Genomic DNA, 26,955 nt, shown 5'->3' with positions numbered 1-26,955 from the left:
CTTTTTGTTTGAGCATCGGATTTTCCCAAAACCGGTACCCGCTTTTGGGTCCGATGCTCTAGCGGAGGTTTTCCATGACGATCAGGCTTGTTCTCGCCGGTTGCGGCAATATGGGCTACGCCATGCTCTCGGGGTGGGTGAAATCGGGCAAGCTCGCCCCCGCGGCGGTTTTCGTGGTCGAGCCCAATTCCGATTTGCGCAAGCGCGCCGAAGCGCTGGGCTGCAGTGCTGCGGCGGACGCCGACGGCATTTCAGCGGATGCCGTTCCGGCCCTCGTCGTCATTGCGGTGAAGCCGCAAGTGATCCGCGACGCGACTGCCGCCTACAGGCGCTTCAATGATGGCCGTACCACCTTCGTCAGCATCGCCGCCGGAACGCCGGTCGCCACTTTCGAGGCCATTCTGGGCGATCGCGCGCCGGTCGTGCGCTGCATGCCCAACACGCCGGCGGCCATTGGCAAGGGCATGATGGTGGTGTTTTCCAACCGGCTGGTTTCCGACGACACCAAACGCTTCGTCGCCGACCTGCTTTCGGCGAGCGGCGAAGTGACTGATATCGACGACGAGAGCCTGATGGACGCGGTGACGGCGGTGTCCGGGTCTGGACCTGCCTATATCTTCCATTTCATCGAAGCGCTGACTGTGGCTGCCGAGAAGGCCGGATTGCCGGCCAAAACCGCCAGCCTGCTGGCCATACAGACGGTCTATGGCGCCGCCTCGCTCACCGCCGAAAGCGGCGAAGATCCGGGCGTGCTGCGCCAGCAGGTGACCAGCCCCAACGGCACCACGGCCGCCGCGTTGGCCGTGCTGATGGGCGAGGACCGGCTGACCCATCTGCTCACCGAAGCGGTGGAGGCGGCACGGCTAAGGTCGATCGAACTGGGGAAGTAGCGGCGTGAGGCGTTGCAAGCCGGTCGGCGGCGACCGTTGACAGTCAGCGATGATAGCAAACGCTCTATAGCGATCCTTCGCGCCCCCCTCTGTCCTGCCGGACATCTCCCCCACGAGGGGGGAGATTGGCCGTCACCGCCGCTTTCGCCGATCGCCACCGTCTAAGGCTCGAGCGGAGCCGCTCAAGCTGCCAATCTCCCCCCAAGTGGGGGGAGATGTCCGGCAGGACAGAGGGGGCGCTGTCCCGCCGGCATCAAATTTCTGCACCGCACTACCCCGCCCCGTACAGCATCTCGTCCTGTAGCCGGCGCAAGGCGAAAAGCCTAGTTGTCGTGTCTGGCGCGGCATTGCCTGATGTCAGCAGCTCGCCCTTGCTGACCGGTTTCAGCACCTTGCCGCCTTCGAGCAGGCCGACCGGCACGGCGCGGTTGGCGCGGGCCTCTTCGACAGTCATGGTCCAGGAGCGGTAGCAGGTCTCGCCGATGGCATCGAAAGTCTCGCCGGCGGCGAGATCGCGCTTGGCCACGGCGCAGACCTCGGCGACCGGCCTCGGCAGCGGCACCATGTCAGGCTTGCCATAGAGCGCGATCCGCGCGGCGGTGAGCGGCACTTCCAGCGAGGTCAGATGATACGGCCGGAAGAAGCTGTAATAGGGCCCGTGGCCGATATGCAGGTCGTCCATGCGCTCGATGATGCGCGGGTGCGTCGCCTCGACGACGACGAAGACGCCGGGCGCCACGCCCTTGCCGATGGTGTAGTCGACGACGCCTTTTCTCGACAGGATGCCGCCATCGGCGCGCGGGATGAGCACCTTGGCCAATTCATCGCGATCGGCCTTGGGCCCGTGCATGCCGGCAATGTCCGGCACCAGCCCGGTGGCGTTGGCGATGGCGCACATCTCGACCATGGTCTTCGAGCCGTCGACGAACTCGACCAGCATGCGCGGGTTCATGTTGCGGCGCAGCGCTTCCGCGCGATAATCATCGGGAACCGCGTCATGGTTGAGCGGGTTGTTCTTGCCCTTGCCGGCCGAGACGATGGTGTAGCCGAGCGCGGATGCGAACTCGATCAGTTCCATGCAGCTCGACGGCTCGTCGCCGGCGCCGACCGAGTAGACGACGCCGAGCCGGTCGGCCTGCTGTTTCAGATAGCAGCCGATGGTAACGTCGGCCTCGACATTCATCATCACCAGATGTTTGCCGTGCTCCATCGCCATCAGGTCGAAATCGGCGGCGACGCCGGGCTTGCCGGTGGCGTCGATGACCACGTCGATGAGCGGATTGGTGACCAGCATCTCGTTCGAGGTGATGGCGATTTTTCCGCTCTCGATCGCCTCGCTGAGCTTCGACGGCGTATCGGCCTCGCGTGCCATCGCCTCGTCGCCATAGGCGATACGGACGGCATCACGCGCCGTGTGTGGGCGGCGGGTCGAGACGGCGCACACCGAAATGCCCGGCATCAGCATGCCTTGCGTCACCAGGTCGGTGCCCATCTCGCCGGAGCCGATGACGCCGATGCGCACCGGACGGCCTTCCGCGGCGCGCTTGGCGAGATCGCGGGCAAGCCCGGTCAGGGCGACATTGGTCATGCGCAAGTCCACTGCTTTTGATTTGGAGGGGGAATAGCAGGGAACGGTGACCTTTTGCCAACGAAACCGGCCCTCGTCGGCAATTTCTTGTGACTGGCGTTCATATCGCGAGCGGGTAGTGTATCCGCCCCGATGATGTTCAGGGCTGAGGAGACCGTCCCTGTCGGGCGGCGCGCCTCGCGCAGGGTTTTCAGGGGAGGTTGAGATGACGAACGAGTTCACGCCGAAATTCGATCTGGCTGACAAGGTTGTGCTGGTCACTGGCGCCTCGCGCGGCATCGGACGCGCTTGCGCGCTCGCCTGCGCCGGCTCCGGCGCCGACGTGATCGTCGGCGTGCGCATTGCTGCCGACGGCGCGGACCTCACCGCCGAGATCGAGCGCATGGGCATGCGCGCGCTGGCGGTACAGATGGACCTCACCGATCTGGCGACGGTGCGAAAAGCTGTCGCCGACGCCCACGCCGCCTTCGGCCGCATCGACGTACTCGTCAACAATGTCGGGCTTGGACCTGAAAACCTGGCGGAGAACGTGACCGAAGCGGATTTCGACCTCACCGTGAACGTCAACCTCAAGGGGACGTTCTTCACCACCCAGGCGGTCGGCCGGCTAATGATCGAGCAGAAATCCGGGCGCATCATCAACATCAGTTCGCAGGCCGGCACGGTGACGCTGAAGGGCGAAGCGATCTACTGCATGACCAAGGCGGCGATAAACCACCTCACCCGCTGCCTCGCGGCCGAATGGGCGCAGCACAAGATCACCGTCAACAGCGTCGCACCGACCTTCATCTGGACCGACGGAACGCGGCCCTCGCTCGCCGATCCGGAGTTTCATAGGCATGTGCTCGGCCACATCCCGCTCGGCCGCATCGGTGATCCGATCGATGTCGCGGGCACCGTGGTGTTCCTGGCCTCGCCGGCAGCGTCGCTGATCACCGGCGCGAACATACTGGTTGATGGCGGCTGGTCGGTGGCGTGAGGGGCTCTTTGGCTGGTGCTGCAACACCGCCTCGCGAGTGCTGAGGTTTCGTTGAGCGTTCAAGATTAGTCCAAGAGGTCTTTTATGAGCGAAAAATCTCAATCGAACGGTAAATTCGACGAGCCGCGGGATGAGCCACTCTTCCTGGCTATCTCGAAAACAGACCCCGCCACACTAGCTGCTTACGACCGAGCGCTTGCGAGTGTGCCGATATTTATCGAACACATAGAGAGGAATGCAGACGCCCTGTGTTCTGCGAAGCTTCGGTTTCGCGATCCTGACGAGTCCGAACGTCTTGGCGAGGACAGCTTTCTTTTCCTTTGGCTTACCGCCGTGCATTATCATGCTGAGGAGCGGCTATTTTCGGGTACGTTTTTCGAGGTGCCACCCGCGCTTCAGAAATGGCATCAGGCCGCGCAGAGACTTGCATTTGAAGGCGACGATATTTTCGATTGGATGGTTCTCGCCAAGGGGCACTTGCAAGGGGGATTCACATTGCGCGTAACCCGAGACAAGCTTCCTGAGAAAGATCGTGGCTCATACGATCGATACGTCTGGGTTTCAGTTTATGAGCCACTGCCGTCCTGACTCAACGCACGCTTAACGAAGATCTTTTTGGGGCCAACGTCCGCGTTCTATCCAGCGCCAACAGAACTTGTGACGCCGCTGCGCGCGCCTGGTTTGGGTTCAGCGCCGGCGGATGGCGAGGAGCGCAGCTAACAAATCGAGTGAAATTCTTAGTCATTCCTTTATGCATCGCTGCTTGAATAGGCAAATGGGATGGGTTGGCGGTACCTTCAGGCGTTTTTTCAGCTGTCCGCGACGAATCAGCGAGAGCGGCAACGTTGCTATTATTTTTGCCCTGTCTTTGCCGATTGTTGTCGGCGGAGCGGGGCTCGGTGTCGAGACTTCCTATTGGTATTACAGCAGCCTGAAGCTACAGGCGGTGGCGGATGCGGCAGCCTATGCCGGCGCTTTGGAAAAAGTTTCGGGATCCGACAAGCCAACGATTGTCTCGGCCGCGACACTGTCAGCGATCACGAACGGCTGGGGACCATCGACAGGCACAATCGAGGTCTTCACGCCTCCATCGTCCGGACCGAATGTCGCAAAAAAGGCGGTTGAAGTAGTCGTCCATCAGACGCTCGATCGATTTTTCACATCGATATTCAGTCAAAGCGCGGTCGGCGCACAGGCAAGGGCCGTGGCTCTTATCACGGACGCGTCAAAAGCCTGCGTTCTGGCGCTCAATCCTTCCGCTTCGAGAGCGGCGCTCTTTTCCGGCAGTTCGAACCTCAAGCTGACCGGCTGCTCCGTCATGTCGGATTCAATCGCCGCGGACGCCCTCAAGCTTCAAGGGTCGGCATATCTGGAGGCCGATTGCCTGATATCGGCAGGCGGTGTTTCATTGAGCAATGTTGTAAAAACCGTCTGCGCGAACCCGCTTACCCAGGCCCTGCCCGCTGCGGATCCTTTTGCCGATTTGCCGGCGCCGCCAGCCACGAACCCCTGTCAAAACGACAATCAGTCGACCTTGCAACCTGGAACATACTGCAAGGGGCTCAGCTTGAGCGGCAGTGTAACGCTCTCGCCTGGGGTATATGTCGTTGAGGGGGGCGATTTCAAAGCAAGCGCGAACGCAAATATTTCCGGCGACGGAGTCATCATCTATCTGGCCGGCAGCTCCGGCGTCAGCATGAACGGCACGGCCACCGTCAAGCTTAGCGCACCGACGTCAGGCACCTATTCGGGTGTGCTGTTTTACGGCGACAGAGCAAACCTGGCGGGATCGAACTCGTTTAATGGCACGGCGGATTCGCTTTTGACCGGTGCTCTGTATTTTCCAACGCAGGAGGTTAAATATCTCGGCAATTTCTCGGGCCAAGGTGGTTGCACACAGGTCGTCGCCGATACGGTAGAGTGGTCCGGCGCTACGAGCATCAAGCAGGATTGCACGAGCCTCGGAATGCGAGAGATTCCGGCCGCGCAATCCGTTCAGCTTGTCGAGTAACCGTCATGGAACGGCGGTCAGGCCGGATTTTCCGGAACGATTCGGGTGTTGCTGCGGTGGAGTTTGCCCTGATTGTGCCGATCCTTTGCCTGGTGCTTTTCGGCATCATTGACGGCTGGTCTTTCGTATCAAGCTCGCTGTCGATGCGCGCAAGCGTCAAGACGGCGGCAAATCTTGTGATGGAGGGAGCAACCGACGACGCGGCCACCCAAGCCGTCGCCCTTTCGAGTTGGGAAAACCATCCCGAAGGCGCACAGGTTACACTGGGCCGGAAATACATGTGCGGAAGCACCGTGGTCGATGCATCGAGCCTGTGCAACGGGGGGACGAAAGCTCCCTCGGTCTTCGTGGAAATAAAAGCGACGGCGACCTGGTCCCCGCCCTTCATTTTTGGCGCGTTTTCTCTTTCTCGCGAGATCGGCCATCAAGAGGTGATCCGTGTCCGCTAAGCGGATCGCGAGAGCGTTCAGCCGTGATGCATCAGGCGGGACTGGGCTGGAATTCGCGCTGATCGCACCTTTTCTGATAATGCTTTTGTTCGGTATCTTCGCATTCGGCTGGGCTCTGAATGCCATGTCCAGCGTTCGCTATACGCTGGAAACGTCCTCACGTGCGCTGCAGTTGAAGAACTCGCTGACCGAGGCCGAAATAGAGGCCATAGCCACAGAAAAATTGCTGAGTTTGGGATTGAATGATGTCGATGTGACGATAGCAATCGACCCTCCCAGCGGCGGCTTCCGCATGGCGCATCTCACGGCCAGATATGCTTTCGTGATCGAGTTCCCGTACTTCGACCAATATCCGATCAATTATGCGACAACTGTCACAGTCCCGTTGGTTGGATCGTGAGAGCGTCCAACAGCGCCTTTACGCAACAGGCGGTGGGGCGCCGATTGATTAACACCGCCGCAGGGTAGATGGCGGCGATCGGTGGCGTGAGCGAACGGGTCGTCGTCGCTACAAAGACACGTTTCTGGACAGGACAGCCATCACCGCGCTAGGCCGGACCAGGCTCGTCACGCTTGCGCAGTCATGCCGTCAGAGCACCGGCAAGCGGCCGGGCATCGGGCGCGGCAACTTGACAACGGCCCAGTCTTTCAAATTGAGTGAAATCACGATCAGCAGAGAGTCGGCACAAGACAGATGGGCGAGACAGATATGGCGTGGAGCGAAAGAAAGGCCGGTTACGGCAAGGGCCACTATTTCAATCAAATGGGCCTTGCGCTGCTGGTGCTCGTCTTTCTCATCGCCCTGCCGCTCGCTTTTCTTCCCGAAGACATGCGGAAGTTTTACCTCAGCGAGGGCGGTCCAATTGAAGTCTTCTCGGCGGCCGGCTACCTGATCGTCGTGGCAACGCTTGTCCGGGAAATGTCCTATCGGGAGCTGCTCAAGCGGTGGTACCTTGTCGCCATCCCGATCGCGATGTGCCTGCGCGAGCTGGACTTCCATGCGCATTTCACGACCCACAACATCACCAAGACCACCCTCTATATCTCGCCTGACGTTCCGCTGTTGGAAAAGCTAATCGGCGCGACGGTCATTATTGCGCTCATCGTTGCGTTCTATTTGCTCCTGAAGGACGGCCTCCGCAGCTTTGTGCACGGGCTTCGCCACGGCGACGCGACTGCCGTTGCCATTGCCGCTTCTATCGGCTGCGCCGTCCTTTCCAAGGTGATCGACGGGGCGCCATCAAATCTCACATTTCTCGGCATCCACCTCACCCGGATCTATACCTCCACAGTGTTCGAAGAAATTCTCGAACTGGGGATTCCGATCTTTCTGGCCATCGCGGCATTCTCGGCCTTTCCAACGCAGGTTGGTCTCACAAGGAGGGCCTCGGGACAGGTCACGCCAAACAACCCAAGATCCGTCACCTGAACTGCGGATTCAAACAGACCAGGACTTCTCGAACGTGATGCTCTGGTCCGCTGCGGTGTTGCCTCTACTTGCTTGAGAAGCAGGTGAGGCAAAATATGTGGAATCTGGCGAAAGAGGGCTGGGCGCTGCTTGCGGAGAGCATTGTCGGCTTCATCAATGACAATGCCTTGAGCCACGGGGCAGCGATGGCGTTTTATGCCACGACCTCGCTTGCGCCGGTCCTGCTCATCGTTGTCGCTATCGCTGGCCTGGCCTTCGGAAACGATGCGGCGCAACTTGCCCTTTCGGCCCAGCTCGCGGGCCTGATGGGTCCGCAGAGCGCGGAGCTTTTGCAAGCGACAATCGAAAACGCGTCACGTCAAACGGCGGGCACGCTTGCTGCCATCCTCGGGCTCGTCACACTGTTCGTTACCGCATCCGGCGTGTTCGGCGAAATGCAGCTTGCGCTGAACGAAATCTGGAAAGTCAAACCGGGTAAGACATCGATTTCCAGCCTTGTGCGGGCGCGCGCCGCAAGCCTTGGGCTCGTCGCGGCGCTTGGCTTCCTGCTCCTTGTGTCGCTGGTCGCGAGCGCTGCAATTTCGGCGCTTGGCGAAATCATCAACGCATACCTGCCCTTCGGCACCATAATCCTGAGTGCAATCAACGAGATCGTCTCGTTTGCCCTGATCGCGGTCTTGTTTGCGGCAATCTACAAGGTGCTGCCCGACCGCACGCTGCAATGGCGCGATGTTGGCGTCGGCGCCATAGTAACGGCGTTTCTCTTCACGATCGGCAAATCGCTGATCGGCTGGTATATCGGAACCAGCGCCGTCGCATCGTCATACGGGGCAGCCGGTGCGCTGCTCGTCGTGCTGCTGTGGGTCTTTTATTCGTCCGAGATCTTTCTGTTGGGTGCCGAATTTACACGAGCCTACTCGGTTCGATACGGCAGCCGGTCCGATCTGGAGGCGACCATCAAAGCAAGTGATCGCGAACAGCAGCTGGCAACCGCGGCCAGGATTGAAAAGTCCGAAAACGAAGTCGTCGGCTGGATTGTTTTCAGCAGTCTCCTTACCGCGGTTTTAAGCCATTTCTGGCATCAACACCGGCGCTGAGACGTCCGGCGCGGCGCCCCGAGGCGAGCATGGTCTTGGGGACGTCCGGCCGAAGCGACGTGCGAAGTTCCTTCGCCGCAGCCGCCAGCTTGGCGCGGCTGCTTCCATATCTCTTGATCAACTGATGGACCTGCGCTGGGGTGATGCCGTTTTGCCGGGCAAAATGCCTTACTACATAATCCTCGCTGCCGGAGATCCGATCCCGGTGGCGGGGATAGAGCTTTGCCGCGTCGGCTGTCATGCTTACTCTCCTTTGTCACGTTTGCTCACGATGTATGGTTGGCCAACGCAAAAGGGGCGATTTCGTTGCCGCATGCGATACCAAAGCGCTTTTTCGCCGCAGGCCCGAACGCACGGCCAAGCAATCGGACCGACGCACGCCTTTGGTTAAATTCATACGTCGATTTTTCGAGACGCAGCCCTCTGGCACGCGCATGATATGGGCAGGGAGGAAAAAGCCATGCGCGAATTGCCAAAGAGCATTGACGCAGATGTTGTAATCGAAATCAGCAGGTTGCTCGACGACCGTGCGAAGTCGGCACCAGTGCCAGTCCACAAGCTTGCCTCGATGATCTCGAATAGTGTCGAGACCGATCTGCCGACAGCTTCCATTGAAGAGTTGATCGTTGAAATGGCCATGACCCGCCAACTTCCGATGCTGTTCGATCTACCGGAGGCGGACGCAGACAACGTCATATCGATCGCCTTGGCGCGCGCCAGCTGATCTGGCTGAGGGACGTTTCTGCCGAGTGTGATTTCAAAGACGCGGATCGTTCCCATCCTGCTCCAATTCGCCCGCTGGCTCCGACCGGCGGCCTTTTACTGCGTCGCCAATGATAATCGCCATGGGCATTAATCGTCATGGGCGATCCGCTGTCGGGAACATGTGGTGTCCAGTTGCATTTCCTCTAGACAACAAAGGAGGAATCCATGAACTGGGATCAAATCAAGGGAAAATGGATGCAGTTCAAAGGCAAGGCCAAGGAGCAATGGGGTGACCTCACCGACGATGACCTTGATCGCATCGAGGGCAATCGTGACCAACTCGCAGGACGTATTCAGGAGCGGTATGGAATCGTCAAGGAAGAGGCAGAGCGGCAGATAGATGACTGGTCCAGAAGCCTTACCTGAGCGTTCAGAATCAAGGCTGCGCCGTCGATTGGTGCAGCCTTGACACCGTCCAAAGCCTGCCGCTCCGAAATGGGCGGCGGGCGACGTGTAGGCGGCGGTGGCGAGGTGATCTACGCCACCCGCCGCTCCAGGATTTTCGGAACGAGAGCTAGCGCGCCGATTGTCTCTTGGCCTGGGCGGCGACGGCCGTGAGGAAAGCCGTTGCGGCAGTATCGCACGCCGCTCGGGACGGGCTATAGGCGAAAAGGATCAGCTCGGCAGCCCGTATCGTAAGGCCGTGCTTTTCAGCGAAAGCAGCTATTTCGTAAGGCTTGTCGTGGTCTGTGGCCAGACCGTAGTCTTCGTTCATTTTGCTTCCTCCCGTTTGCGACGTTCCTCGCCTTGGCCCCTCCTTGGCGCAAAGATTAACTTCCCTGGCATTGAGAGAGTCTACCAATTAGAGATTGCAAAAGGCCTAGCGGGCCTGATGCGGCCCGTGGCGAGGCGGAAGCCCCCATTTTGTCCGCTGCACATCGAAAAAGATTATATGATTGCGCTGATATCGCAGGTGGTCGACGCAAGCCAATGCCGATTTTTTCAGTCAAGCACACGACCGTCTATCGCTACACGCAACCGGTGACGTTCGGTGAGCATCGGCTGATGTTCAGGCCGCGCGATAGTTTCGATCAGCGACTTCTGGATCACGCCCTGTTCGTGGGCCCCGAGCCGAAAGAGGTTCGCTGGATCCATGACGTTTTCGGAAACTGTGTTGCGGTAATCGACTTCAAGGGCTCGGGTGACGAACTGCGTTTCGTGACAGATATTCGGCTCGATCACACGCCGCAGCATGCGCCTGATTTCCGCATCGATGAAGCAGCGCTCAGCTATCCCTTTTCCTATGATCCCGATGAGGCAACCGATCTCACCCAAACCATCGAGCGCCATCATCTCGATGACGGCGACGAGATTGGCAAATGGGCACGACAGTTCGTGAGTGCCAGAGGCCACACCGAGACGGGCAAATTGTTGATGACGCTTTGCTACGCCATCCACGAGAGCTTTGTGTATTCCCGTCGGACTGAATCAGGGACGCAACCGCCTCTCATGACCTTGCACCTGCGTCGAGGCACATGCCGGGATTTTGCCCTGTTCATGATGGAAGCGGTTCGTTCGCTCGGTTTTGCCGCGCGTTTTGTGACTGGCTATGTCTATGTGCCGAACCGTGACAGTGCTTCTGTCCTCGGCGGCGGTTCGACGCATGCCTGGTGCCAGGTCTATTTGCCTGGCGCGGGTTGGGTCGAGTTCGATCCCACCAACGGCATTGTCGGCAACCGGGATCTGATCAGGGTGGCTGTGGCCAGGCATCCTGGGCAAGCCATCCCTCTTTCCGGAAGCTACTGCGGCAGCGCGTCGAGCTTTCTCGGCATGACGGTGGAGGTCAAGGTGGTGAAGGAAGCCGATGCCAAAAGAATTAGCATATCCTAATGTGCTCGGAACTGTTCGCGGCAATCCGGAGTTTGCCCGCCGGCGTCTGTCGCGATTTTGCGCATCTGGCAATCGCTCTGTGCCGTTGCATGCACATTCCGGCGCGATATTGCACCGGCTATCTCGGCGACATCGGGATACCGCCGATGCCGTATCCCATGGATTTCAACGCATGGTTCCAAGCCTATCTCAGCGGCCATTGGTTCATCTTTGATGCACGGCATAACCAGCCTCGCATAGGCAGAATCCTGATGGCGACGGGATGTGATGCGAATGATGTCGCCATCTCAACGAGCTTCGGCCTTTCCCGGCTCACTCACTTCGAAGTCATCACGGAAGAAATCCAAGCCGAGCCTGAGAAGGCGCCAGCCCGCCGCACCTTTCGGCATGACGGGCTTCAGCGTGAGGGGTTAAGTCAGTCGTAGACCCTCACAATCTTGCGGGTACCTGGATCGACCAGGACGGTTCGGCCATCGATGATCACGTAGCGGTACTGAACGTCCGGCACCTCGTAGAGCTCGACTGTTTCGGGCAGAGCAGTGCCGATGTTGAGCTCCACGCCGGGAAGGTTGAGCGATGCCACCGGTTTCTTTTTCACGTACTCCCGGATCACAATGTCCTGCTCGGGTTGAATAATGACGTCCTGAGCGGCGGCGGCACTGACACCAACGAGCAGAAGGATGCCTGCCGCAGCCGATGTAAGTTGCTTTTCCATAATAGCCTCCAAGCAACCTTCAGCTGCGGTGCTTGATTGCTGCCGCCACGGGTTGCTTACTTACCTGAACGGTGCGGAGCAATTCTTGTTCCACTTGCCGTGCGCGAACCCGCTGCCACGGCACATTCAACGCTGACGTTTGGGGCCGCCCGCGAACGCGCCCGCTCAAGGCTTAGGTTCTTCCGGAGGAGGCGCGTTTGGGACTGGACAATCAGGATGTGGCCATTGTTCACACGGAGAGGGCTCGTCGCCAGCGTCGCCATAACGTTCCACGAGTTTTGCGAATCCGTAGGCGAAGGCGGAAAGAAGCGCCAGGATAACCACTATTCGAGCGGCCATAGGGGATTGTAGCAGGATCCCGCTTAGGATTGACCCAGCATTGGCAGGCTGCCGCCAGATTTGTGGCGAGGTTCGCAGGAACTGAACGCATCTCGTGACCTTCCACACCTTTTGCCACACCTGGGCGACGTGAATGCGTCGATACGTTGGCATGGTTTGCGCGGGCTCGCTGGCACGGGCCGGTGGAAGGACGAAAAGTCAGTAGCTCGCTACGCGCATGTCATCGTTTCGGAGGAAAGCAGGAAGGCTGATTTGTTCCCGACTCGTAAACGCAAAGGGAACAAAGTCCGCGGAAAATCCATGGATACTGGTGCCATGTTGCGCCTTCGTTCGCCCGCTGGCGCCGGCAAGAAGAAATGACCAGGCGAAGCACACTGTTGAAAATCTTCGGGAAAACTGGTGCTGCGAGAGAGGATTGAACTCTCGACCTCTCCCTTACCAAGGGAGTGCTCTACCACTGAGCTACCGCAGCCGTCGATGGCGGGGCTTCTGCCATATCGAACCGGCAAGCGCAAGGCCAAGCGCAAGCCATCTGCGAAAGCCCGCTCCGACGGGTTTTGCGGACATGGCAGCGCCACAATGTTGGCTATCCCTGAATAGCGGCTGGCCGCATCGGCCCGCAAATCGGAATCGATTTTCGGAAAGCACGATGGGCGCCCAGGCGGACGCACATCGCTCTAGTCGCCAGCCGGGACGGAACCATGAACGACAAGACAATTCCACCTGACAAGGCCGATCCACCTGACAAGGCCGATCCACCTGACAAGGCCGATCCACCTGACAAGGGCGGTCCATCGAAAAAGGACGGCTCACCGAAAATGGCCGACCGCAAGACCCGGCTTGCCGAGCAATTGCGCGCCAATCTGCAAAAGCGCAAGGCGCAGTCGCGCTCGCGGCGCACTGGCGACGCCGATCAGCGGCCGGAAGGGCTTGGCGCCTTAAGGGAAACGCAAAAGGATTGACGGATATCAACAGGCTGGTCCGGGCGCGGAATCCTGTTTCTTGAACCAAGCCGGCCAATGGTCTAGACCGGCCACAACAGACTCAACCGATTGAAAATTGGCCTTTCGGCCGAGGGGACGTTCTTTAAATGGATCGCATCAGAATTGTCGGCGGCAACAAGCTTGCCGGAAGCATTCCGATCTCGGGCGCGAAAAATGCCGCGCTGCCGCTGATGATCGCCTCGCTTTTGACCGACGACACGCTGACCCTGGAAAACGTGCCGCATCTGGCCGATGTCGAGCAGCTTATCCGCATCCTCGGCAATCACGGCGTCGACTATTCGGTGAATGGCCGCCGCGAAAAGCAGCAAGAGGGCTATTCACGCACCATCAATCTCTCCGCCCGCAACATCGTCGATACCACGGCACCCTACGAACTGGTGTCGAAGATGCGCGCGTCGTTCTGGGTGATCGGCCCGCTGCTTGCCCGCATGGGCGAGGCCAAGGTGTCGCTGCCCGGCGGCTGCGCCATCGGCACGCGGCCGGTCGACCTTTTCCTGGAAGGCCTCCAGGTGCTGGGCGCCGATATCGACGTCGACACCGGTTATGTCATCGCCAAGACCAGGAACGGCCGTCTTGTCGGCAACCGCTACGTCTTCCCGAAAGTGTCGGTCGGCGCGACCCATGTACTAATGATGGCGGCGGCGCTGGCCAAGGGCGAGACGGTGCTCGAAAACGCCGCCCGCGAGCCCGAGATCGTCAACCTCGCCGAATGCCTCAACGCCATGGGCGCCAGGATTTCCGGCGCCGGCACCGCGACGATCACCATCGACGGCGTCGAAGCGCTGTCGGGCGCGCGCGTCCGGGTGATTCCCGACCGTATTGAGACCGGCACCTATGCGATGGCGGTGGCGATGACCGGCGGCGACGTCGTTCTCGAAGGCGCGCGGGCGGACCTGTTGCAGACCGCGCTCGACGTGATTTCCCAGACCGGCGCCGAGATCACGCAGACCAATTCCGGCATCCGCGTCAGGCGCAACGGGGCCGGCATTGCGCCGGTCGACGTGGCGACGGCGCCGTTCCCGGCATTTCCGACCGATTTGCAGGCGCAGTTCATGGGCCTGATGACGATGGCCAAGGGCAAGTCGCGCATCACCGAGACGATCTTCGAAAACCGCTTCATGCACGTCCAGGAACTTGCCCGGCTCGGCGCCCATATAACGCTGTCCGGCCAGACGGCGATCGTCGACGGCGTGCCGAAGCTGAAGGGCGCCCCGGTCATGGCGACCGACCTTCGCGCTTCGGTGTCGCTGGTCATCGCCGGCCTGGCGGCCGAAGGCGAGACCACGGTTAACCGGGTCTATCATCTCGACCGCGGTTTTGAACGGCTGGAAGAAAAGCTGTCCGGCTGCGGCGCGGTGATCGAGCGGATTTCGGGGTAACGGCAGCGGGCCTGAGGTCGGCGCTGCCCCTCATCTGCATGCCGGCATCTTCCCCCCGTATAGTGACGGGGAGAAGGGGCTGGCCTTAACGTGGGCTCCCGTTCTGCAACGCTGGATATTGGCGAAACCCTTTGCGAAGGCGTTCTTCGCCCCGTCACTATACGGGAAGAAAGTGCCCGGCAGGGCGATGAGGGGCAGCGCAAACCTGATGCGATTGCCCTGGTCAGAATCCGTGGCGCGGTTGCACGGATCGCCAAGACCGCCTAACAGAAAGCCGATTGTAAACCTTCGCAGGTGCGAAATCCGCATGAACCTTCTCAAGCTTGTCGCGCTCGACGATCAGGATCTGAGCATCGTCTCGGCCCATGTCCAGGACGCCGTGCTGAAGGTCGGCGACCTCGAATACATGCCGGCGGCCAAGCGCTTCGTGATGACCATGAGCCGCTTCGTCTGGGAGGCGAAATCGGGCCTGTTCCGCCAGCACAATGAGCGGCGGCAAAGCGTGCTGCATTTCGACCGGGTTCTGGGTGCCAAGACCAGCGGCATTGCCCGCGATAAGCCTGATGAGGTGCTGTCGCTGCTGGCGATCAGCTTCATCGCGCTCGACAAGCCGGCCGGCATTGTCGAGCTGATCTTTTCAGGCGGCGGCGCGATCATGCTCGATGTCGAGTGCATCGAGGCGCGGCTGGCTGACGTTGGCGGCGCCTGGGAAGCGACGTCGCGCCCCTTCCACAGAGCCTGAGCAGCACAAGATGGCCATTACGCTTCGTCTGTCCGATGCCGATTTCGAGCAGCGTTTTGCCGCGTTCCTTTTGACCAAGCGGGAAGTGTCCGCCGACGTCGACGCCGTGGTCCGCGCAATCATCGCGCGGGTGCGCGCCGAGGGCGACGCGGCGCTCATCGACTATACGCAGAAATTCGAACAGGCCGATCTGAAAAGCCTCGGCATGGCCGTATCGCAAGACGACATCGCCAAGGCCTACGATGCGGCCGACCCGCAGACGATCGAGGCGCTCAAATTCGCCCGTGACCGCATCCGTGCCCATCACGAGCGGCAGCGGCCGAACGACGACCGCTATACGGACGCTGCCGGCGTCGAGCTCGGCTCACGCTGGACGGCGATCGAGGCGGTCGGGCTCTATGTGCCGGGCGGCACGGCGAGCTATCCAAGCTCGGTGCTGATGAGCGCCGTGCCGGCCAAGGTCGCCGGCGTCGAGCGCATTGTCATGGCGGTGCCGGCGCCCGGCGGCATCATCAATCCGCTGGTGCTGGTGGCGGCGGACCTGACCGGCATATCCGAGATCTACCGCGTCGGCGGCGCGCAGGCGATCGCAGCCCTTGCCTATGGCACCGAGACGATAAAGCCGGTCGCCAAGATCGTCGGCCCCGGCAATGCCTATGTCGCCGCGGCCAAGCGCCAGGTGTTCGGCACGGTCGGCATCGACATGATCGCCGGGCCTTCGGAAGTGCTTGTCGTGGCCGACGGCAGCAACGATCCGGACTGGATCGCCGCCGACCTGCTCGCCCAGGCCGAGCATGACGTGTCGGCGCAGTCGATCCTGATCACCGACGATCCCGCCTTCGGCGCGGCGGTGGAGCAGGCGATCGAGCGCCAGCTGAAAAACCTGTCGCGCGCCGGGACGGCGGCGGCGAGCTGGCGCGATTTCGGCGCCGTCATCCTGGTTCCTCGAATCGAGGCGGCACTGCCGCTGGTCGACCGCATCGCGGCCGAACATGTCGAGCTTGCCATCGACGAGCCGGAAGCCTTCCTGGCGCGGATGCGCAATGCCGGGGCCGTCTTTCTCGGCCGCCACACGCCGGAAGCCATCGGCGACTATGTCGGCGGCTCCAACCACGTGCTGCCGACGGCGCGCTCGGCGCGCTTCTCGTCCGGACTTTCGGTGCTGGATTTCGTCAAGCGCACCTCGATCCTGAAGCTCGGGCCGGAGCAGCTGCGGGCGCTGGCGCCGGCGGCGATTGCGCTGGCCAAGGCGGAAGGCCTCGACGCGCATGGACGCTCCGTCGCCATACGGCTGAACATGTAGACTGACATGTCGGACTACGATCGAACCCATGCCAGGCTGATCGATGTCGAACTCGACGAATCGATCGGCCGTTCGACGCCCGATGTCGAGCATGAGCGGGCGGTGGCGATCTTCGACCTGATCGAGGAAAACAGCTTCCAGCCGGTCAATGACGACGGCGCCGGACCCTACCGGCTAAAACTGTCGCTGGCCGAATCCCGCCTGGTCTTCGCGGTGACGCGTGAGGACGGCGCTGCCGTGGTCACCCACATCCTGTCGCTGACGCCGCTCAGGCGCATCGTCAAGGACTACTACATGATCTGCGAAAGCTATTACGACGCCATCCGCACCTCGACGCCCAGCCAGATCGAGGCGATCGATATGGGCCGGCGCGGCTTGCACAATGAAGGCTCGCAGACATTGATGGACCGGCTGGCCGGCAAGATCGACATCGATTTCGACACGGCGCGCCGGCTGTTCACGCTGGTCTGCGTGCTACACTGGCGAGGCTGACCTGCCAGCCCCTCTGCCCCGCTCGATCCTGCCCCGCTCGATCCTGTTTGTCTGCGGCATGAACGCCGTGCGCTCGCCGATGGCCGAACTGCTGGCGCGCCAGCTGCTTCCGGCCACCACTTTCGTGGCGTCGGCCGGGGTGCGCGGCGGCGAACGCGACCCGTTCGTCGACGCCGTGCTGGCCGAGGACGGACTTTCGCTGGGTGAGCGGCACCCGAGGACACTGGACGATCTCGAGGACGACTATTTCGACCTGATCGTCACGCTGTCACCGGAAGCCCATCACACCGCGCTCGAGCTTACCCGCTCGCTTGCCGTCGACGTCGAATATTGGCCGATGCCGGACCCGACAGACGTCGGCGGCACGCGTGAGCAGATCATGGCCGCCTACCGCGAGGTGCGCGAGCGGCTGAAGGCGCGGATCGGCCGCCGTTTTGTGGCGCCGGAAGGCAAAAAACCGCGCTGATTAAGCATGTTCACAAGCGCACGATTATCATATAGGTTCCGCGCAAATTCCGGCCGGGGGCGCCGGGAATCCCCGTCCAAGCAAAGGTATCGAATGCCGAAGGAAGAAGTCCTCGAGTTTCCGGGTGTCGTCACGGAATTGTTGCCCAACGCGATGTTCAGGGTGAAGCTTGAAAACGAACACGAAATCATCGCCCACACGGCCGGCCGCATGCGCAAGAACCGCATCCGCGTGCTGACCGGCGACAAGGTCCTGGTCGAGATGACACCCTACGACCTGACCAAGGGCCGCATCACCTACCGTTTCAAGTAAGATCGTCAGAGTTCGGCCGGGATCGCGATGAGCATTTTGCAGAAGCTCGTGCTTGCCTCGGGTTCGCCGCGCCGGATCGAACTGTTGCAGCAGGCCGGCATCGAACCGGACCGCGTGCTGCCGACCGGTGTCGACGAGACGCCGCTGCGCGCCGAGCATCCGCGCTCGCTGGCCAAGCGCCTGTCGAAGGAAAAGGCCGAGAAGGCGCTGGCCTCGCTGCAGGCGGAAGACGACTATGTGCCCAGCTTCGTACTGGCCGCCGACACGGTGGTCGCCGTCGGCCGGCGCGTCCTGCCCAAGGCCGAAACGTTCGACGACGTCGCCAATTGCCTCGGCCTGCTGTCAGGTCGTTCGCACCGGGTCTATTCCGGCATCTGCCTTATCACGCCGGGCGGCAAGCTGCGCCAGCGGCTGGTCGAGACCAGGGTGCGTTTCAAGCGGCTGCCGCGCGCCGAAATCGATGCCTATGTCGCGTCGGGAGAATGGCGCGGCAAGGCCGGCGGCTATGCCGTCCAGGGGCTGGCCGGCGCTTTTGTCGTCAAGCTTGTCGGCTCCTACACCAACATCGTCGGCCTGCCGCTCTATGAGACGGTGGCGCTGCTGACCGGCGAGGGTTTCAAGGTGCATGCCAACCGGCAGTCAGCTCGGCCATGAGCTCGGGGCGGCCATGAGCTCGGACGACAAGGTCACGCCGCTGCGCCCCAAGCGGCCCTGCCCCGAATGCGGCAAGCCGTCGGCGCGCGAGACCTACCCGTTCTGCTCCGTGCGCTGCAAGGACATCGACCTCAACCGCTGGCTCAAGGGCGCCTACGTCATTCCGGCCCGCGACGACGAGGACGAAACGGACAACGATCCTCCCAAATGAGGCTGTTCAGAGCAGCCTGCGGGCCTCGACCGCGCCCCATAAATCAGCCTGTCAGACAACTGTTCGTTTCCCGCCTGAAATCAACGCTTAAGCGCTGGACAGGTCGGATTCCCGTGCTATAACCCACGCGCTTTCAAGGGGCGCCTGCGGCGCTTTCAAGAAATCCGGCGTGCAGAACTGCCCGCGTGCCGGAACAGGCCCAGATAGCTCAGTTGGTAGAGCAGCGGACTGAAAATCCGCGTGTCGGTGGTTCGAATCCGCCTCTGGGCACCACTCCTTTCCTCAATAAAAACAACGCTTTATGCTGTCGCCAACTTGGCGACTTACGCCTTTTCCATGTCGCATCATGTTGCAAACTGCTACCGTTGATTTCCAAGGGTTTCCTGCCACTATCGGCAGGTCCACGCGACATGGACGCGACATGGGGGGACGGCAAATGGGCGCAATCGAGGACGTACGAAAATGGCTGGCCGATATGCCGCTATGGCGCGAACTCGGCAAAATGCCGGACCGAATGTCGGCGATCGAGGCCCGCATCGCGGCGGCGGTTGATTCTCGGGCATGCCTTCGGCGGCTGCCCGAACAGTGGTGTTCGGCATTTGGTTTCTCCCGTGGTTTAGTTTGCTTACCCTCTCACAATCTCATACAATGTCATCAATCGTCAACTACTGTATGAGGATCGCACACCATGGTCAGGACGGCTCCGATTTCGTTCCGCATCGAACAGGGGTTGAAAAATGCTCTGGAGGAAGCGGCGAAGGATGACATGCGGTCTGTGTCATCGATGGTCGAGAAGATCCTGACCACGTATCTGCGGGAAAAGGGCTACCTGCCGAAAGGCGCAGCAGAATAGCTATGCTCGTCACCGTCAGCCGGGAGGAGTGTAGAGCGGCTCTCTGCATCGATGAACCAAGCACTGGCCATCGCGCGTCGGCACAAACCCTACCGCTGGGATTAACGACCAGTCGCACGCATTGCTGTACTGGCGGACGTAGAGGGCATAGGTGTTCGGGCCGGTGGTCAGCACCGCCGAGCCATGGCTCTGGATTAGCGCCTGCGTCTGTTGGCAGGTCATGGCGCGGGTGTCCGGCCTGGCCTGGGCGAGGGTTGTGAAGGCAAGCGTGACCGCTGCCGAGGTCAACGCAATCCGGCGAATGGACATGACGAGACTCCCATGATGAGCCATTTGGTTGACAAACTCGCATGTCGCAGGGCAGCTGTGCAATGGCGGCCTCCAAATCGGAATTCCCGACTGGAGCAAACCGCCCGCCCCGTGCGAACTGACGGCGTGCCGCTGGAGCCCGCAACGGAGGACGCTCTCAACTCCATCGCGGCTGAAATGAACATTGGCCGGTCGGACCTCATTCAGATCGTGCTGCGCGAATGGCTCGAAACAAACGCTTATCTGCCTGTGCGCGAAATCGATGAAGAGAGCGAAACAGACGGCAGCGCGTAGGTTCCGCGATCACGGAAGTTGCTTGAATCGCCGTAATCTGTACTTTCCAACGGCGGACCCCAATCCGCCCGGCCGGCGCCCTACAGGCAATCTACCCCAACGCCCCCCACAGTGGCGCCGGCCATCTTCCCAAGATGTGGTCGCTGGCGTCCGGGCGTCAGTGCGACGCACCACCCGCCCGGATAAGCCATGCTTAAACGGAAAAGGCGACATGCCCCGTCGCCACGTCGTGCATCGCCCAGACGATGCGCAGTTCCCCGGAATCAACAAGCTCCTTCATAATCGGGCTCTTTGAAGTGAGCATCTCGGCCGCGAGCTGCGCATTCATTTTCGCCACTGCCTGAACGAACTGCGCATTTTTGGAACTGCGCTCACCGTCGCTCGTGGCCCCGTCCACCGCAGGCCGGATATTGGCCAGGGTGGCAGTGAGATTTCCGAGTTGAACGTTATCGACGGCTCCCTTGATGGCGCCGCATTCGGAATGCCCCAGCACAACTATAGCGCGCGAGCCGGCTACTTTCGTCGCGAATTCGAGGCTGCCGATAATGTCGGTATTGACGAAATTCCCGGCGATGCGGGCGCAGAAAATGTCACCGATGCGCTGATCGAATACGAGCTCCGGCGGCACACGCGCATCCATGCAGCCGACAATTGCCGCAAAGGGCGCTTGCCCGGTCGATGTGGCCTTCACCTGAGCCAAGAGATCGCAATTGATCATCTTGTTCGCGACGAACCGTTCATTACCCGCCTTCAGAAGGTCAATTGCGGCATCTGGACTGACGCCTTGCTGGCGCTCACGGTTGTAAACAACACATTCTGACGACTGAGCGTGTGCCTGGGCGGCAGCAAGGGTTGCTGCAGCAAGCGGCAGACAACCGCAGAAAATACGGCGAGTAAGCATCGGGACCCCCTTGAGTTAGCTAACTAAAAGATGATCCTTGGTTGCAACCGTTCGGTCAAGGAACGGTCTTCTTACTGGTTAAGGATTTACACTAAAAGCCACCCGCGCTCGAAAGAAAAAGCCCGCGCCTCTGGCGGAGAGCGCGGGCCCCGATCGGGTTGCAGCCCGATCTACAGCAGGCAGCGGAGGTCGTGCCCGCTGGTCACAGACAATCATTAGGATTTACTAAAGTTCCGCTTGAGAATCGCATTTTGACCGGCCCAGCGTGCGCAGTCAAGCGTGGCACGGTTCTTGCTTCCACAGTTTCAGACATGCCGGGCGCAAAAAACACGCTGTTCCATATCGATACCGGCCTGTGAGGTTGGGACAAATGATGTCGTGGATAGCCCAGACAAAAATCGGAAATGAACCGCCTCCTGCAGCGGCGTCTTGCAGAGATTGTGTCATGGAGCGGTGGGCTTTGATCACTCGGTTGGCATCAGCCTTTCGCGAATTCGTTGCACCCCGCTACCGGCCAGAGCTCCACTATATGCGCGGCCCCGGGCCGGCCTGCGCGCGCCGCGTGAGAGCGCGCTGAAGGCCAGGCGCATTCTGCCGCCGCCAATGACGGCTCTGGTAGGCGGGAACGATCCGGTCCGCCATGAGTTAGTAAATTATGATGAACACCATGGAACCCCACGGACGCGCGATGGCGGATGCCAGGGAGCGCATCAACCGGACCAAGCTCGCGCTTGAGCGCACAGAGGAAATGCTGGCCGAGAATACCGCGCTTTGCAGCAGGATACGCGCGCGACGGTGTCTGGTCGAGGCGGCATACCGCTTGGTGCAGATCGATCCCGCCAGCAATGATGGTTCCGGCGGCGGTCATGATGCGCCACCGACATCGAGAACACTGCCAATCTCCTCGAACAGCCTTTGAGCCCGTCCATAATTGGAGTCGTTGTTGTCCAGCGTGGCTTCGGCTCCTACCAGCCCATCCAGCCATTCATGCCATTTTCGAAGATTGGTGATCTGTGCGCCGGCCTTGAACGAGCGCTCGACCATTGCCAGAAGGGCGCCGACGCTTGTCGGGTTCACCCGCTCCTTGCCCTTTTTCCAGGGCGCTTCCGTCGATGACGCCGTTTCTACGGGATGTATTGAAACCGTTTCACGGGATGTATTATAGGTTTCACCTAATATATTTACATCAGCATCCTCTTGATAATCAACAGCTTTCTCAAAAACCTTGTTACCTATCGGGCCATTTTCGGCAACAGGATTGCTACCTATTGATGCTGAATTGGTAACGGGGGCTGCTAACTATTCCAGCCTTGAGATAGAGGCCGTCGAACTCGGAATAGATCACGCGATACACCCTTAGCCTGCCATTGAGTGGGTGCGGGCCGGCTGTGATGTACTGCTTGCGGGCGAGCGTGCTGAGAGATCGCGACAGGCTCTTGATGTGGCAACCGACGAGAGCGGCAAGACGGGGATGGCTGGCGTAACAACCTATCCCATTCGCCCCGAGCCGGTCGTGGGCTGCGAGTGCCATAAGCACCCGCAAATCCTCGCCGGTCAGCGTCTTGTCACCCATCGCCCTTGCAGGGATCGGCGCATAGATAGGCTTGGGCTCGGCCATCAGTCACCACCCTGCCCCTTCTTATGCACGGCACGATGGTGCAACCGGCATAGCCAGTTGACCTGCATTGGCCTGTCATAGTCAGCATGGTGACCATCGGCGCCGTCGGCGCCGCAGTCGAGCGCGAGGCCTGGATCGTCGATTACGTCGACGGCAAGGGCGCTCGCCGGCTGAAAACATTCGCCAGGAAGAAAGAGGCCGATGCCTTCGAAGCCACCGCCACCGTGGAAATCCGGGAAGGCACCCACATTGCCGACAGCGACAGCGCGACAGTCAAGAAGGCCGGCGACTTGTGGATAAAGGCTTGCGATGGCCTGGAGCGCTCGACACGAAACCAATATCGGCAGCACCTCGATCTTCACATTGTCCCGTTCATCGGCGCCGAGAAGCTTTCGAAATTGAATATTCCCACCGTCCGAAGCTTTGAGGATCAACTGAGGAGAGGGAATAGCGACTTGCCAGCGGAAGACCCAAGGCGAGAGCCCCGCTCCCCTGCGATGATCCGCAAGATCCTTGTCAGCCTGGGTTCGCTGCTCGCCGATGCGCAAGAGCGCGGCCTTACTGCCCGCAACGTCGTTCGCGATATGCGAGGCAAGCGCCGGAAGGGCAAGGAGCGCAAGGCAGAGAGGCGCCAGAAGGGCAAGATCAAGGTCGGGATCGATCTTCCTACCCGCGAAGAGGTGAAGGCCATTGTCGGCGCCGTGGAAGGCCGCTGGAGGCCGCTGCTGCTGACCGCAATATTCACCGGTCTGCGAGCTTCGGAGCTTCGTGGGCTGCGCTGGAGCGACGTGGATTTCGACAAGCGGGCGATCCGGGTTCACCAGCGCGCTGACCGCTTCAACGAGATCGGGCAGCCGAAGTCAGAGGCAAGGGAAAGAACCGTCCCTGCCTCGCCGATCGTCATCAATACCTTGCGGGAATGGAAGTTGGTTTGTCCCAAGCGATCGACCGGCAAGCTGGATGATAATGGCGAATCGATCATGCAGCTCGAACTTGTTTTCCCTAACGGCCTCGGCAAGGTGGAATCACTGGCGAACATCATCAACCGCGGGCTCATGCCTGCCCAGGTCGCGGCTGGCGTGGTCGTCGACACTGGCGAGAGGGACGATGAAGGGAAGCCGATCGTGAAGGCACGCTATACTGGGATGCACTGCCTGCGGCACTTCTTTGCCTCTTGGTGCATCAATCGCGTTGCCGATGGTGGCCTGGGCCTGCCGCCTAAGGTCGTTCAGGAACGGCTCGGCCATTCCTCGATCATGATGACGATGGACGTCTACGGCCACCTCTTCCCGCGTGGCGATGATGCAGAAGAATTGGCGGCTGCAGAGCGGGCTCTGCTCGCGTAAGGCTCGCTGTTATCGTCGAGGCGGGATTGAAACCACCGCCAAATATACGCCACATATGACCGCTTAAAGCCAAGAGGGCAGCGTGGGGACGTACATTGGAGAGATTCCCCTATGCCCGCGAGCAAGAAGTTTCTAGTTACGGCTCAATGGGACGAAGAGGCCAACGTGTGGGTCGCCACCAGCGACGATATCCCGGGTCTCGCTACCGAAGTAACCGCAACATAAACGCGACATTGGGCCAAAAAGCTCAATGTTTTCAACTATCGACGGCGGACTGAAAATCCGCGTGTCGGTGGTTCGAATCCGCCTCTGGGCACCATCCCCTCTTCTCCCGACAGTCTCTTTCGCCGAAGCTTCTACGCTTCTGTCTTGGCAACTAGCTGAAATCTTTGGTCATTTCAGTGCGCAAGGCGCGGTTGGTCGGGTTTTGTGGAATTTCGGCGTGGTTGGTCCAACGAGGCGGAGGGCTGGTATTTTCGCTGGTATTGGAGATCCTGATGGTATCGATGCAGCCAAATGGAGGTCCCGAAAATGGCGCTGTCCGACGTGAAATGCCGAAATGCCCGACCCGCTTCCAAGCTCGTGAAATTTTCTGACGGTGGCGGGCTCCAGCTTTGGGTGCAGCCGACCGGATCTCGGCTATGGCGCCTCGCCTATCGTTTTGAGGGCAAGCAGAAGCTTCTGGCGTTGGGCAGCTATCCCCTCATCTCCCTCGCTGAGGCGCGCGAGGCGCGCGATACCGCCAAACGCCTTCTCCTACGTGGCATCGACCCCGCACAGGAGCGTAAGTCGCAAAAGGCTTCGGCAGAGGACACCTTTCGCTCAATCGCGGAGGATTATGTTGACAAGCTGAAGAAGGAGGGACGTGCCGACCGGACCATCACCAAGGTCAAATGGTTGCTCGACTTTGCCTATCCAACATTTGGGGACAAAAGCATAAGGGAGATCGATCCGGCCACAATTCTTGCCGCTCTCCGCAGCGTGGAGATTCGGGGTCGATACGAGTCGGCCAGGCGACTGCGCTCCACCATCGGCAGCGTGTTTCGATATGCAATCGCAACCGCACGCGCCGATGTAGATCCGACGATCGCCCTGAGGGGCGCACTCGTCGGTCCGACGGTCACGCCGCGTGCCGCAGTTACCGATCCTAAGGCCTTGGGAGGCTTGCTGAGGGCGATCAATGCGTTTGACGGACAGCCAACAACCCGAGCCGCCCTGAAGCTGATGGCCCTGCTGTTTCCCCGCCCCGGCGAGCTGCGCGCGGCCGGATGGGACGAGTTCGATTTCGAAAGGTCGGTGTGGAGCATCCCTGAAGGACGCATGAAGATGCGAAGGCCGCACCGTGTACCTCTTTCCAGGCAGGCGGTCAGCGTCCTGACCTCACTTAGAGAAATCTCTGGTGGTGGACCGCTGTTGTTTCCTAGTGTTCGATCGGGTTCGCGTCCGATTTCCGACAACACGCTTAACGCCGCCCTTCGCCGTATGGGCTATGGCAAAGAGGAAGCTACCGCGCACGGTTTTCGAGCAACGGCATCAACTCTGCTAAACGAATGCGGAAATTGGCACGCGGATGCCATAGAGCGGCAACTGGCCCACATCGAAAACAACGACGTTCGTCGTTCCTACGCCCGGGCTGAGCATTGGGAAGAGCGTGTCAAGATGATGCAGTGGTGGGCAGATTATTTGGATGAACTCGAGAGCAAAGCGCGCTAGTGATCTCGATCGGGCGACGCGGCAAGCCTGCCGTTCATACACCATCGCGACCGTCCACTTTGAACCCAACAGCGGCGGCACACCAAACACCGAGATGAATCCTCCAACCGGACGATCAAATGGGCGTAGGTCATCCCGCCACCGTCGTCGGGCAGAAAAGGACGTCCCAGTAGAACTCCCGCGATCGCCGAGGCGCGCGAGCGATAGTCCCATCGTCTCACCTACGAACGTATGAGTCTGTCTCGCCTTCGGAATGATGCGAGTCGACGAGCGCGCTTTCCGCACGCGCTTGGCTGTCCGGCGACGGCATGAACAGCAAGGTCAGATGATAGCTGCTCTCGTAATGCGCGACTTTGCCTTCGAAAGCGCCGTGCCGTTCTTCATCGACTAGCCATGAGGCCGCGGCGGGAAATGCGAGTTCGGATAGTCCAGCGCTTCGATGCGCTCGGCCTCAAAGAACAATGCCTAGCCAGAGCCAAGCCTTCTCAGCGCATTGTTTGCCCGCGCGCACATGCCTACAAGTTCGGCTTCAGTCGCGCTTTCGAGATCGGGGCCGCGGAACCGAAAGGTGCGCTGAAAGCTGCCGTCCTTGTTGAGGACGATGCCGCGCGCGACGAGTGCGGCCCAAGGCAGATGATCGGCAAGCCGGTCGGCTTTGCCGTGATATTCTGAAAGATTCAGCATGCGAGCCAACCCTTCAGGCGAAGGTGGCGGACAAACACGTTTGCGAAGTCAGGCTCGCGGCGAGCTGCGAAGACCGCGAGCGTGTGGTCGGCGATCCAGAGCACCAGCCCGGCAATCCACTGCTGTAAGCCAAGGCCTATGGCAGCGGCTAGATGGTTGGTGGTCATCATCCGCTGCAGTGTCGCGGCAAATGAGCGTTGTGGGTCCGACAAGAAGGTGGCGACACGGGCGAGCGTCTTTTCTTCTTCGGCGTAGAGCACGTGCAGGGTGGCGCCGACCAGGAGGGAATCACTCGTCTTTTCCCAGTGGTTGTGCCGTTCCAGCGCCCCCCCGGGGTCGACGAGGATGTCGGCGATGTTCTGGACGTCGCGGACCTCGCTTGGACCTTTGAGGACTTCCAGCAGCGGATTGTAGCGAGCCGATCTCAGATCGGTCGGGTTGAACAGGAGGCAGTACGAGAACTTCGACCGCCAGCCGGCCGTCAACTGCCACTCCTCACCTTTAATGTCGTGAATGACGGCTGAGCCGGTCCAGGAAAGAAGCGTTGGAACAACCAGCCTGACGCCCTTGCCCACCTTAGTA

Annotated in this window: 33 protein-coding genes, 2 tRNA genes and 3 pseudogenes; 27 read left to right on the top strand and 11 right to left on the bottom strand. The window is 60.4% G+C overall.

Going from position 1 to position 26,955, the window contains the following annotated elements:
* Window positions 1-74 precede the first annotated feature (74 nt).
* Window positions 75-890, top strand: a complete 816-nt coding sequence (gene proC, locus IHQ72_RS08380; RefSeq protein ID WP_258121991.1) for a pyrroline-5-carboxylate reductase — start codon at window positions 75-77, stop codon at window positions 888-890.
* A gap of 271 nt (window positions 891-1,161) precedes the next feature.
* Here the strand turns inward: proC and IHQ72_RS08375 are convergent, their stop codons facing one another.
* Entirely contained in the window at window positions 1,162-2,478 is a 1,317-nt protein-coding gene (locus tag IHQ72_RS08375; protein ID WP_258121990.1) for an NAD(P)H-dependent oxidoreductase, read from the bottom strand.
* 205 nt (window positions 2,479-2,683) lie between these two features.
* On the opposite strand from IHQ72_RS08375, the gene IHQ72_RS08370 reads away from it, so the two are divergent.
* From IHQ72_RS08370 to IHQ72_RS08340, 7 genes are all read left to right on the top strand, one after another.
* On the top strand, window positions 2,684-3,457 hold the full coding sequence (locus IHQ72_RS08370) for an SDR family NAD(P)-dependent oxidoreductase (RefSeq protein ID WP_258121989.1): 774 nt from the start codon (window positions 2,684-2,686) through the stop codon (window positions 3,455-3,457).
* An 84-nt stretch (window positions 3,458-3,541) separates the two neighbouring features.
* Window positions 3,542-4,045 (top strand): DUF2314 domain-containing protein, encoded by a 504-nt coding sequence (locus tag IHQ72_RS08365; protein WP_258121988.1) that lies wholly within the window; start codon window positions 3,542-3,544, stop codon window positions 4,043-4,045.
* A 187-nt stretch (window positions 4,046-4,232) separates the two neighbouring features.
* Entirely contained in the window at window positions 4,233-5,468 is a 1,236-nt protein-coding gene (locus tag IHQ72_RS08360) for a TadE/TadG family type IV pilus assembly protein (protein ID WP_258121987.1), read from the top strand.
* A gap of 5 nt (window positions 5,469-5,473) precedes the next feature.
* Window positions 5,474-5,917 (top strand): TadE/TadG family type IV pilus assembly protein, encoded by a 444-nt coding sequence (locus IHQ72_RS08355; protein ID WP_027155565.1) that lies wholly within the window; start codon window positions 5,474-5,476, stop codon window positions 5,915-5,917.
* Complete coding sequence (locus tag IHQ72_RS08350; RefSeq protein ID WP_258121986.1) at window positions 5,907-6,317, top strand: TadE/TadG family type IV pilus assembly protein; 411 nt, start codon at window positions 5,907-5,909, stop codon at window positions 6,315-6,317. Before IHQ72_RS08355 ends, IHQ72_RS08350 begins: the two co-directional genes overlap by 11 nt.
* 294 nt (window positions 6,318-6,611) lie before the next feature.
* Window positions 6,612-7,346 carry a hypothetical protein gene (locus tag IHQ72_RS08345; RefSeq protein ID WP_258121985.1) on the top strand — a complete coding sequence of 245 codons (735 nt, stop codon included), beginning with the start codon at window positions 6,612-6,614 and terminating at the stop codon, window positions 7,344-7,346.
* 95 nt (window positions 7,347-7,441) lie between these two features.
* Window positions 7,442-8,443 (top strand): YihY/virulence factor BrkB family protein, encoded by a 1,002-nt coding sequence (locus tag IHQ72_RS08340; RefSeq protein WP_258121983.1) that lies wholly within the window; start codon window positions 7,442-7,444, stop codon window positions 8,441-8,443.
* On the opposite strand, the gene IHQ72_RS08335 is transcribed toward IHQ72_RS08340, so the two are convergent.
* Entirely contained in the window at window positions 8,400-8,684 is a 285-nt protein-coding gene (locus IHQ72_RS08335) for a DUF3606 domain-containing protein (RefSeq protein ID WP_258121982.1), read from the bottom strand. The two genes, IHQ72_RS08340 and IHQ72_RS08335, sit on opposite strands and share 44 nt — an antisense overlap.
* Before the next feature lie 219 nt (window positions 8,685-8,903).
* Between IHQ72_RS08335 and IHQ72_RS08330 the strand changes: the two genes are divergently transcribed.
* Window positions 8,904-9,167: a hypothetical protein gene (locus tag IHQ72_RS08330; protein WP_127203582.1), complete on the top strand. Its 264-nt coding sequence runs from the start codon at window positions 8,904-8,906 to the stop codon at window positions 9,165-9,167.
* Between the two features lie 206 nt (window positions 9,168-9,373).
* Window positions 9,374-9,574 (top strand): CsbD family protein, encoded by a 201-nt coding sequence (locus IHQ72_RS08325; RefSeq protein ID WP_258121981.1) that lies wholly within the window; start codon window positions 9,374-9,376, stop codon window positions 9,572-9,574.
* Window positions 9,575-9,722: 148 nt separating this feature from the next.
* Here the strand turns inward: IHQ72_RS08325 and IHQ72_RS08320 are convergent, their stop codons facing one another.
* Window positions 9,723-9,923, bottom strand: coding sequence for a hypothetical protein (locus IHQ72_RS08320; RefSeq protein ID WP_258121980.1), 201 nt, complete (start codon window positions 9,921-9,923; stop codon window positions 9,723-9,725).
* A 215-nt stretch (window positions 9,924-10,138) separates the two neighbouring features.
* Here IHQ72_RS08320 and IHQ72_RS08315 point away from each other — a divergent pair, with 215 nt between their 5' ends.
* Window positions 10,139-11,038, top strand: coding sequence for a transglutaminase family protein (locus tag IHQ72_RS08315; protein ID WP_258123776.1), 900 nt, complete (start codon window positions 10,139-10,141; stop codon window positions 11,036-11,038).
* Between the two features lie 38 nt (window positions 11,039-11,076).
* Window positions 11,077-11,463, top strand: a pseudogene (locus IHQ72_RS08310) (transglutaminase-like domain-containing protein); the annotation flags it as partial.
* On the opposite strand, the gene IHQ72_RS08305 reads toward IHQ72_RS08310, so the two are convergent.
* Window positions 11,454-11,753, bottom strand: a complete 300-nt coding sequence (locus IHQ72_RS08305; RefSeq protein ID WP_258121979.1) for a DUF1236 domain-containing protein — start codon at window positions 11,751-11,753, stop codon at window positions 11,454-11,456. The pseudogene IHQ72_RS08310 and the gene IHQ72_RS08305 overlap by 10 nt on opposite strands.
* Window positions 11,754-12,489: 736 nt before the next feature.
* Window positions 12,490-12,564 (bottom strand) — tRNA-Thr (locus IHQ72_RS08300).
* 229 nt (window positions 12,565-12,793) lie between these two features.
* Between IHQ72_RS08300 and IHQ72_RS08295 the strand changes: the two genes are divergently transcribed.
* The 11 genes from IHQ72_RS08295 (at window position 12,794) to IHQ72_RS08245 (ending at window position 19,508) form a co-directional block, all read left to right on the top strand.
* Window positions 12,794-13,054: a hypothetical protein gene (locus IHQ72_RS08295; protein WP_258124091.1), complete on the top strand. Its 261-nt coding sequence runs from the start codon at window positions 12,794-12,796 to the stop codon at window positions 13,052-13,054.
* Window positions 13,055-13,182: 128 nt separating this feature from the next.
* Window positions 13,183-14,475, top strand: a complete 1,293-nt coding sequence (gene murA, locus IHQ72_RS08290; protein WP_258121978.1) for a UDP-N-acetylglucosamine 1-carboxyvinyltransferase — start codon at window positions 13,183-13,185, stop codon at window positions 14,473-14,475.
* A 307-nt stretch (window positions 14,476-14,782) separates the two neighbouring features.
* The gene (locus tag IHQ72_RS08285; RefSeq protein WP_258121977.1) at window positions 14,783-15,217 is read left to right on the top strand and encodes a DUF2948 family protein; all 435 of its coding nucleotides are present in this window, start codon (window positions 14,783-14,785) and stop codon (window positions 15,215-15,217) included.
* 10 nt (window positions 15,218-15,227) lie between these two features.
* Window positions 15,228-16,520, top strand: coding sequence for a histidinol dehydrogenase (hisD, locus tag IHQ72_RS08280; RefSeq protein WP_258121976.1), 1,293 nt, complete (start codon window positions 15,228-15,230; stop codon window positions 16,518-16,520).
* 6 nt (window positions 16,521-16,526) lie between these two features.
* Window positions 16,527-17,012, top strand: coding sequence for a UPF0262 family protein (locus tag IHQ72_RS08275; RefSeq protein ID WP_258121975.1), 486 nt, complete (start codon window positions 16,527-16,529; stop codon window positions 17,010-17,012).
* 58 nt (window positions 17,013-17,070) lie between these two features.
* Window positions 17,071-17,478 (top strand): arsenate-mycothiol transferase ArsC, encoded by a 408-nt coding sequence (locus IHQ72_RS08270; RefSeq protein ID WP_258121974.1) that lies wholly within the window; start codon window positions 17,071-17,073, stop codon window positions 17,476-17,478.
* Window positions 17,479-17,571: 93 nt separating this feature from the next.
* Window positions 17,572-17,790 (top strand): translation initiation factor IF-1, encoded by a 219-nt coding sequence (gene infA / locus IHQ72_RS08265; RefSeq protein WP_006200926.1) that lies wholly within the window; start codon window positions 17,572-17,574, stop codon window positions 17,788-17,790.
* 27 nt (window positions 17,791-17,817) lie between these two features.
* Entirely contained in the window at window positions 17,818-18,444 is a 627-nt protein-coding gene (locus IHQ72_RS08260; RefSeq protein WP_258121973.1) for a Maf-like protein, read from the top strand.
* Window positions 18,445-18,457: 13 nt separating this feature from the next.
* Window positions 18,458-18,655, top strand: a complete 198-nt coding sequence (gene yacG, locus IHQ72_RS08255) for a DNA gyrase inhibitor YacG (protein WP_095491465.1) — start codon at window positions 18,458-18,460, stop codon at window positions 18,653-18,655.
* 197 nt (window positions 18,656-18,852) lie between these two features.
* Window positions 18,853-18,928: transfer RNA gene (locus IHQ72_RS08250), tRNA-Phe, on the top strand.
* A gap of 415 nt (window positions 18,929-19,343) precedes the next feature.
* Window positions 19,344-19,508: a type II toxin-antitoxin system antitoxin gene (locus IHQ72_RS08245; protein ID WP_082982500.1), complete on the top strand. Its 165-nt coding sequence runs from the start codon at window positions 19,344-19,346 to the stop codon at window positions 19,506-19,508.
* A 15-nt stretch (window positions 19,509-19,523) separates the two neighbouring features.
* Here IHQ72_RS08245 and IHQ72_RS08240 read toward each other — a convergent pair whose 3' ends face one another.
* A complete protein-coding gene (locus IHQ72_RS08240; RefSeq protein ID WP_123150685.1) occupies window positions 19,524-19,817 on the bottom strand; it encodes a hypothetical protein in 294 nt (97 codons plus the stop codon).
* A 12-nt stretch (window positions 19,818-19,829) separates the two neighbouring features.
* Between IHQ72_RS08240 and IHQ72_RS08235 the strand changes: the two genes are divergently transcribed.
* Entirely contained in the window at window positions 19,830-20,111 is a 282-nt protein-coding gene (locus IHQ72_RS08235) for a hypothetical protein (protein WP_258121971.1), read from the top strand.
* A gap of 193 nt (window positions 20,112-20,304) precedes the next feature.
* Here IHQ72_RS08235 and IHQ72_RS08230 read toward each other — a convergent pair whose 3' ends face one another.
* The 3 genes from IHQ72_RS08230 to IHQ72_RS08220 form a co-directional block, all read right to left on the bottom strand.
* A complete protein-coding gene (locus tag IHQ72_RS08230) occupies window positions 20,305-21,012 on the bottom strand; it encodes a carbonic anhydrase family protein (RefSeq protein WP_258121970.1) in 708 nt (235 codons plus the stop codon).
* Window positions 21,013-21,876: 864 nt separating this feature from the next.
* A complete protein-coding gene (locus IHQ72_RS08225) occupies window positions 21,877-22,089 on the bottom strand; it encodes a hypothetical protein (protein WP_258121969.1) in 213 nt (70 codons plus the stop codon).
* A 184-nt stretch (window positions 22,090-22,273) separates the two neighbouring features.
* The gene (locus IHQ72_RS08220) at window positions 22,274-22,630 is read right to left on the bottom strand and encodes a helix-turn-helix domain-containing protein (protein ID WP_258121968.1); all 357 of its coding nucleotides are present in this window, start codon (window positions 22,628-22,630) and stop codon (window positions 22,274-22,276) included.
* 86 nt (window positions 22,631-22,716) lie between these two features.
* On the opposite strand from IHQ72_RS08220, the gene IHQ72_RS08215 reads away from it, so the two are divergent.
* The 3 genes from IHQ72_RS08215 (at window position 22,717) to IHQ72_RS08210 (ending at window position 25,689) form a co-directional block, all read left to right on the top strand.
* On the top strand, window positions 22,717-23,976 hold the full coding sequence (locus tag IHQ72_RS08215; RefSeq protein ID WP_258121967.1) for a tyrosine-type recombinase/integrase: 1,260 nt from the start codon (window positions 22,717-22,719) through the stop codon (window positions 23,974-23,976).
* 111 nt (window positions 23,977-24,087) lie between these two features.
* A complete protein-coding gene (locus tag IHQ72_RS37025; RefSeq protein WP_374120337.1) occupies window positions 24,088-24,201 on the top strand; it encodes a DUF1902 domain-containing protein in 114 nt (37 codons plus the stop codon).
* A gap of 306 nt (window positions 24,202-24,507) precedes the next feature.
* Complete coding sequence (locus IHQ72_RS08210; protein ID WP_258121966.1) at window positions 24,508-25,689, top strand: tyrosine-type recombinase/integrase; 1,182 nt, start codon at window positions 24,508-24,510, stop codon at window positions 25,687-25,689.
* 235 nt (window positions 25,690-25,924) lie between these two features.
* Here the strand turns inward: IHQ72_RS08210 and IHQ72_RS08205 are convergent.
* A pseudogene (locus IHQ72_RS08205) lies at window positions 25,925-26,373 on the bottom strand (conjugal transfer protein TrbE); the annotation flags it as partial.
* A 140-nt stretch (window positions 26,374-26,513) separates the two neighbouring features.
* A pseudogene (locus IHQ72_RS08200) lies at window positions 26,514-26,954 on the bottom strand (type IV secretory system conjugative DNA transfer family protein); the annotation flags it as partial.
* Window position 26,955 lies beyond the last annotated feature (1 nt).

The sequence above is a fragment of the Mesorhizobium onobrychidis genome, assembly GCF_024707545.1.
Classification (GTDB): Bacteria; Pseudomonadota; Alphaproteobacteria; order Rhizobiales; family Rhizobiaceae; genus Mesorhizobium; species Mesorhizobium onobrychidis.
This window is presented reverse-complemented; position numbering and strand designations above follow the sequence as displayed.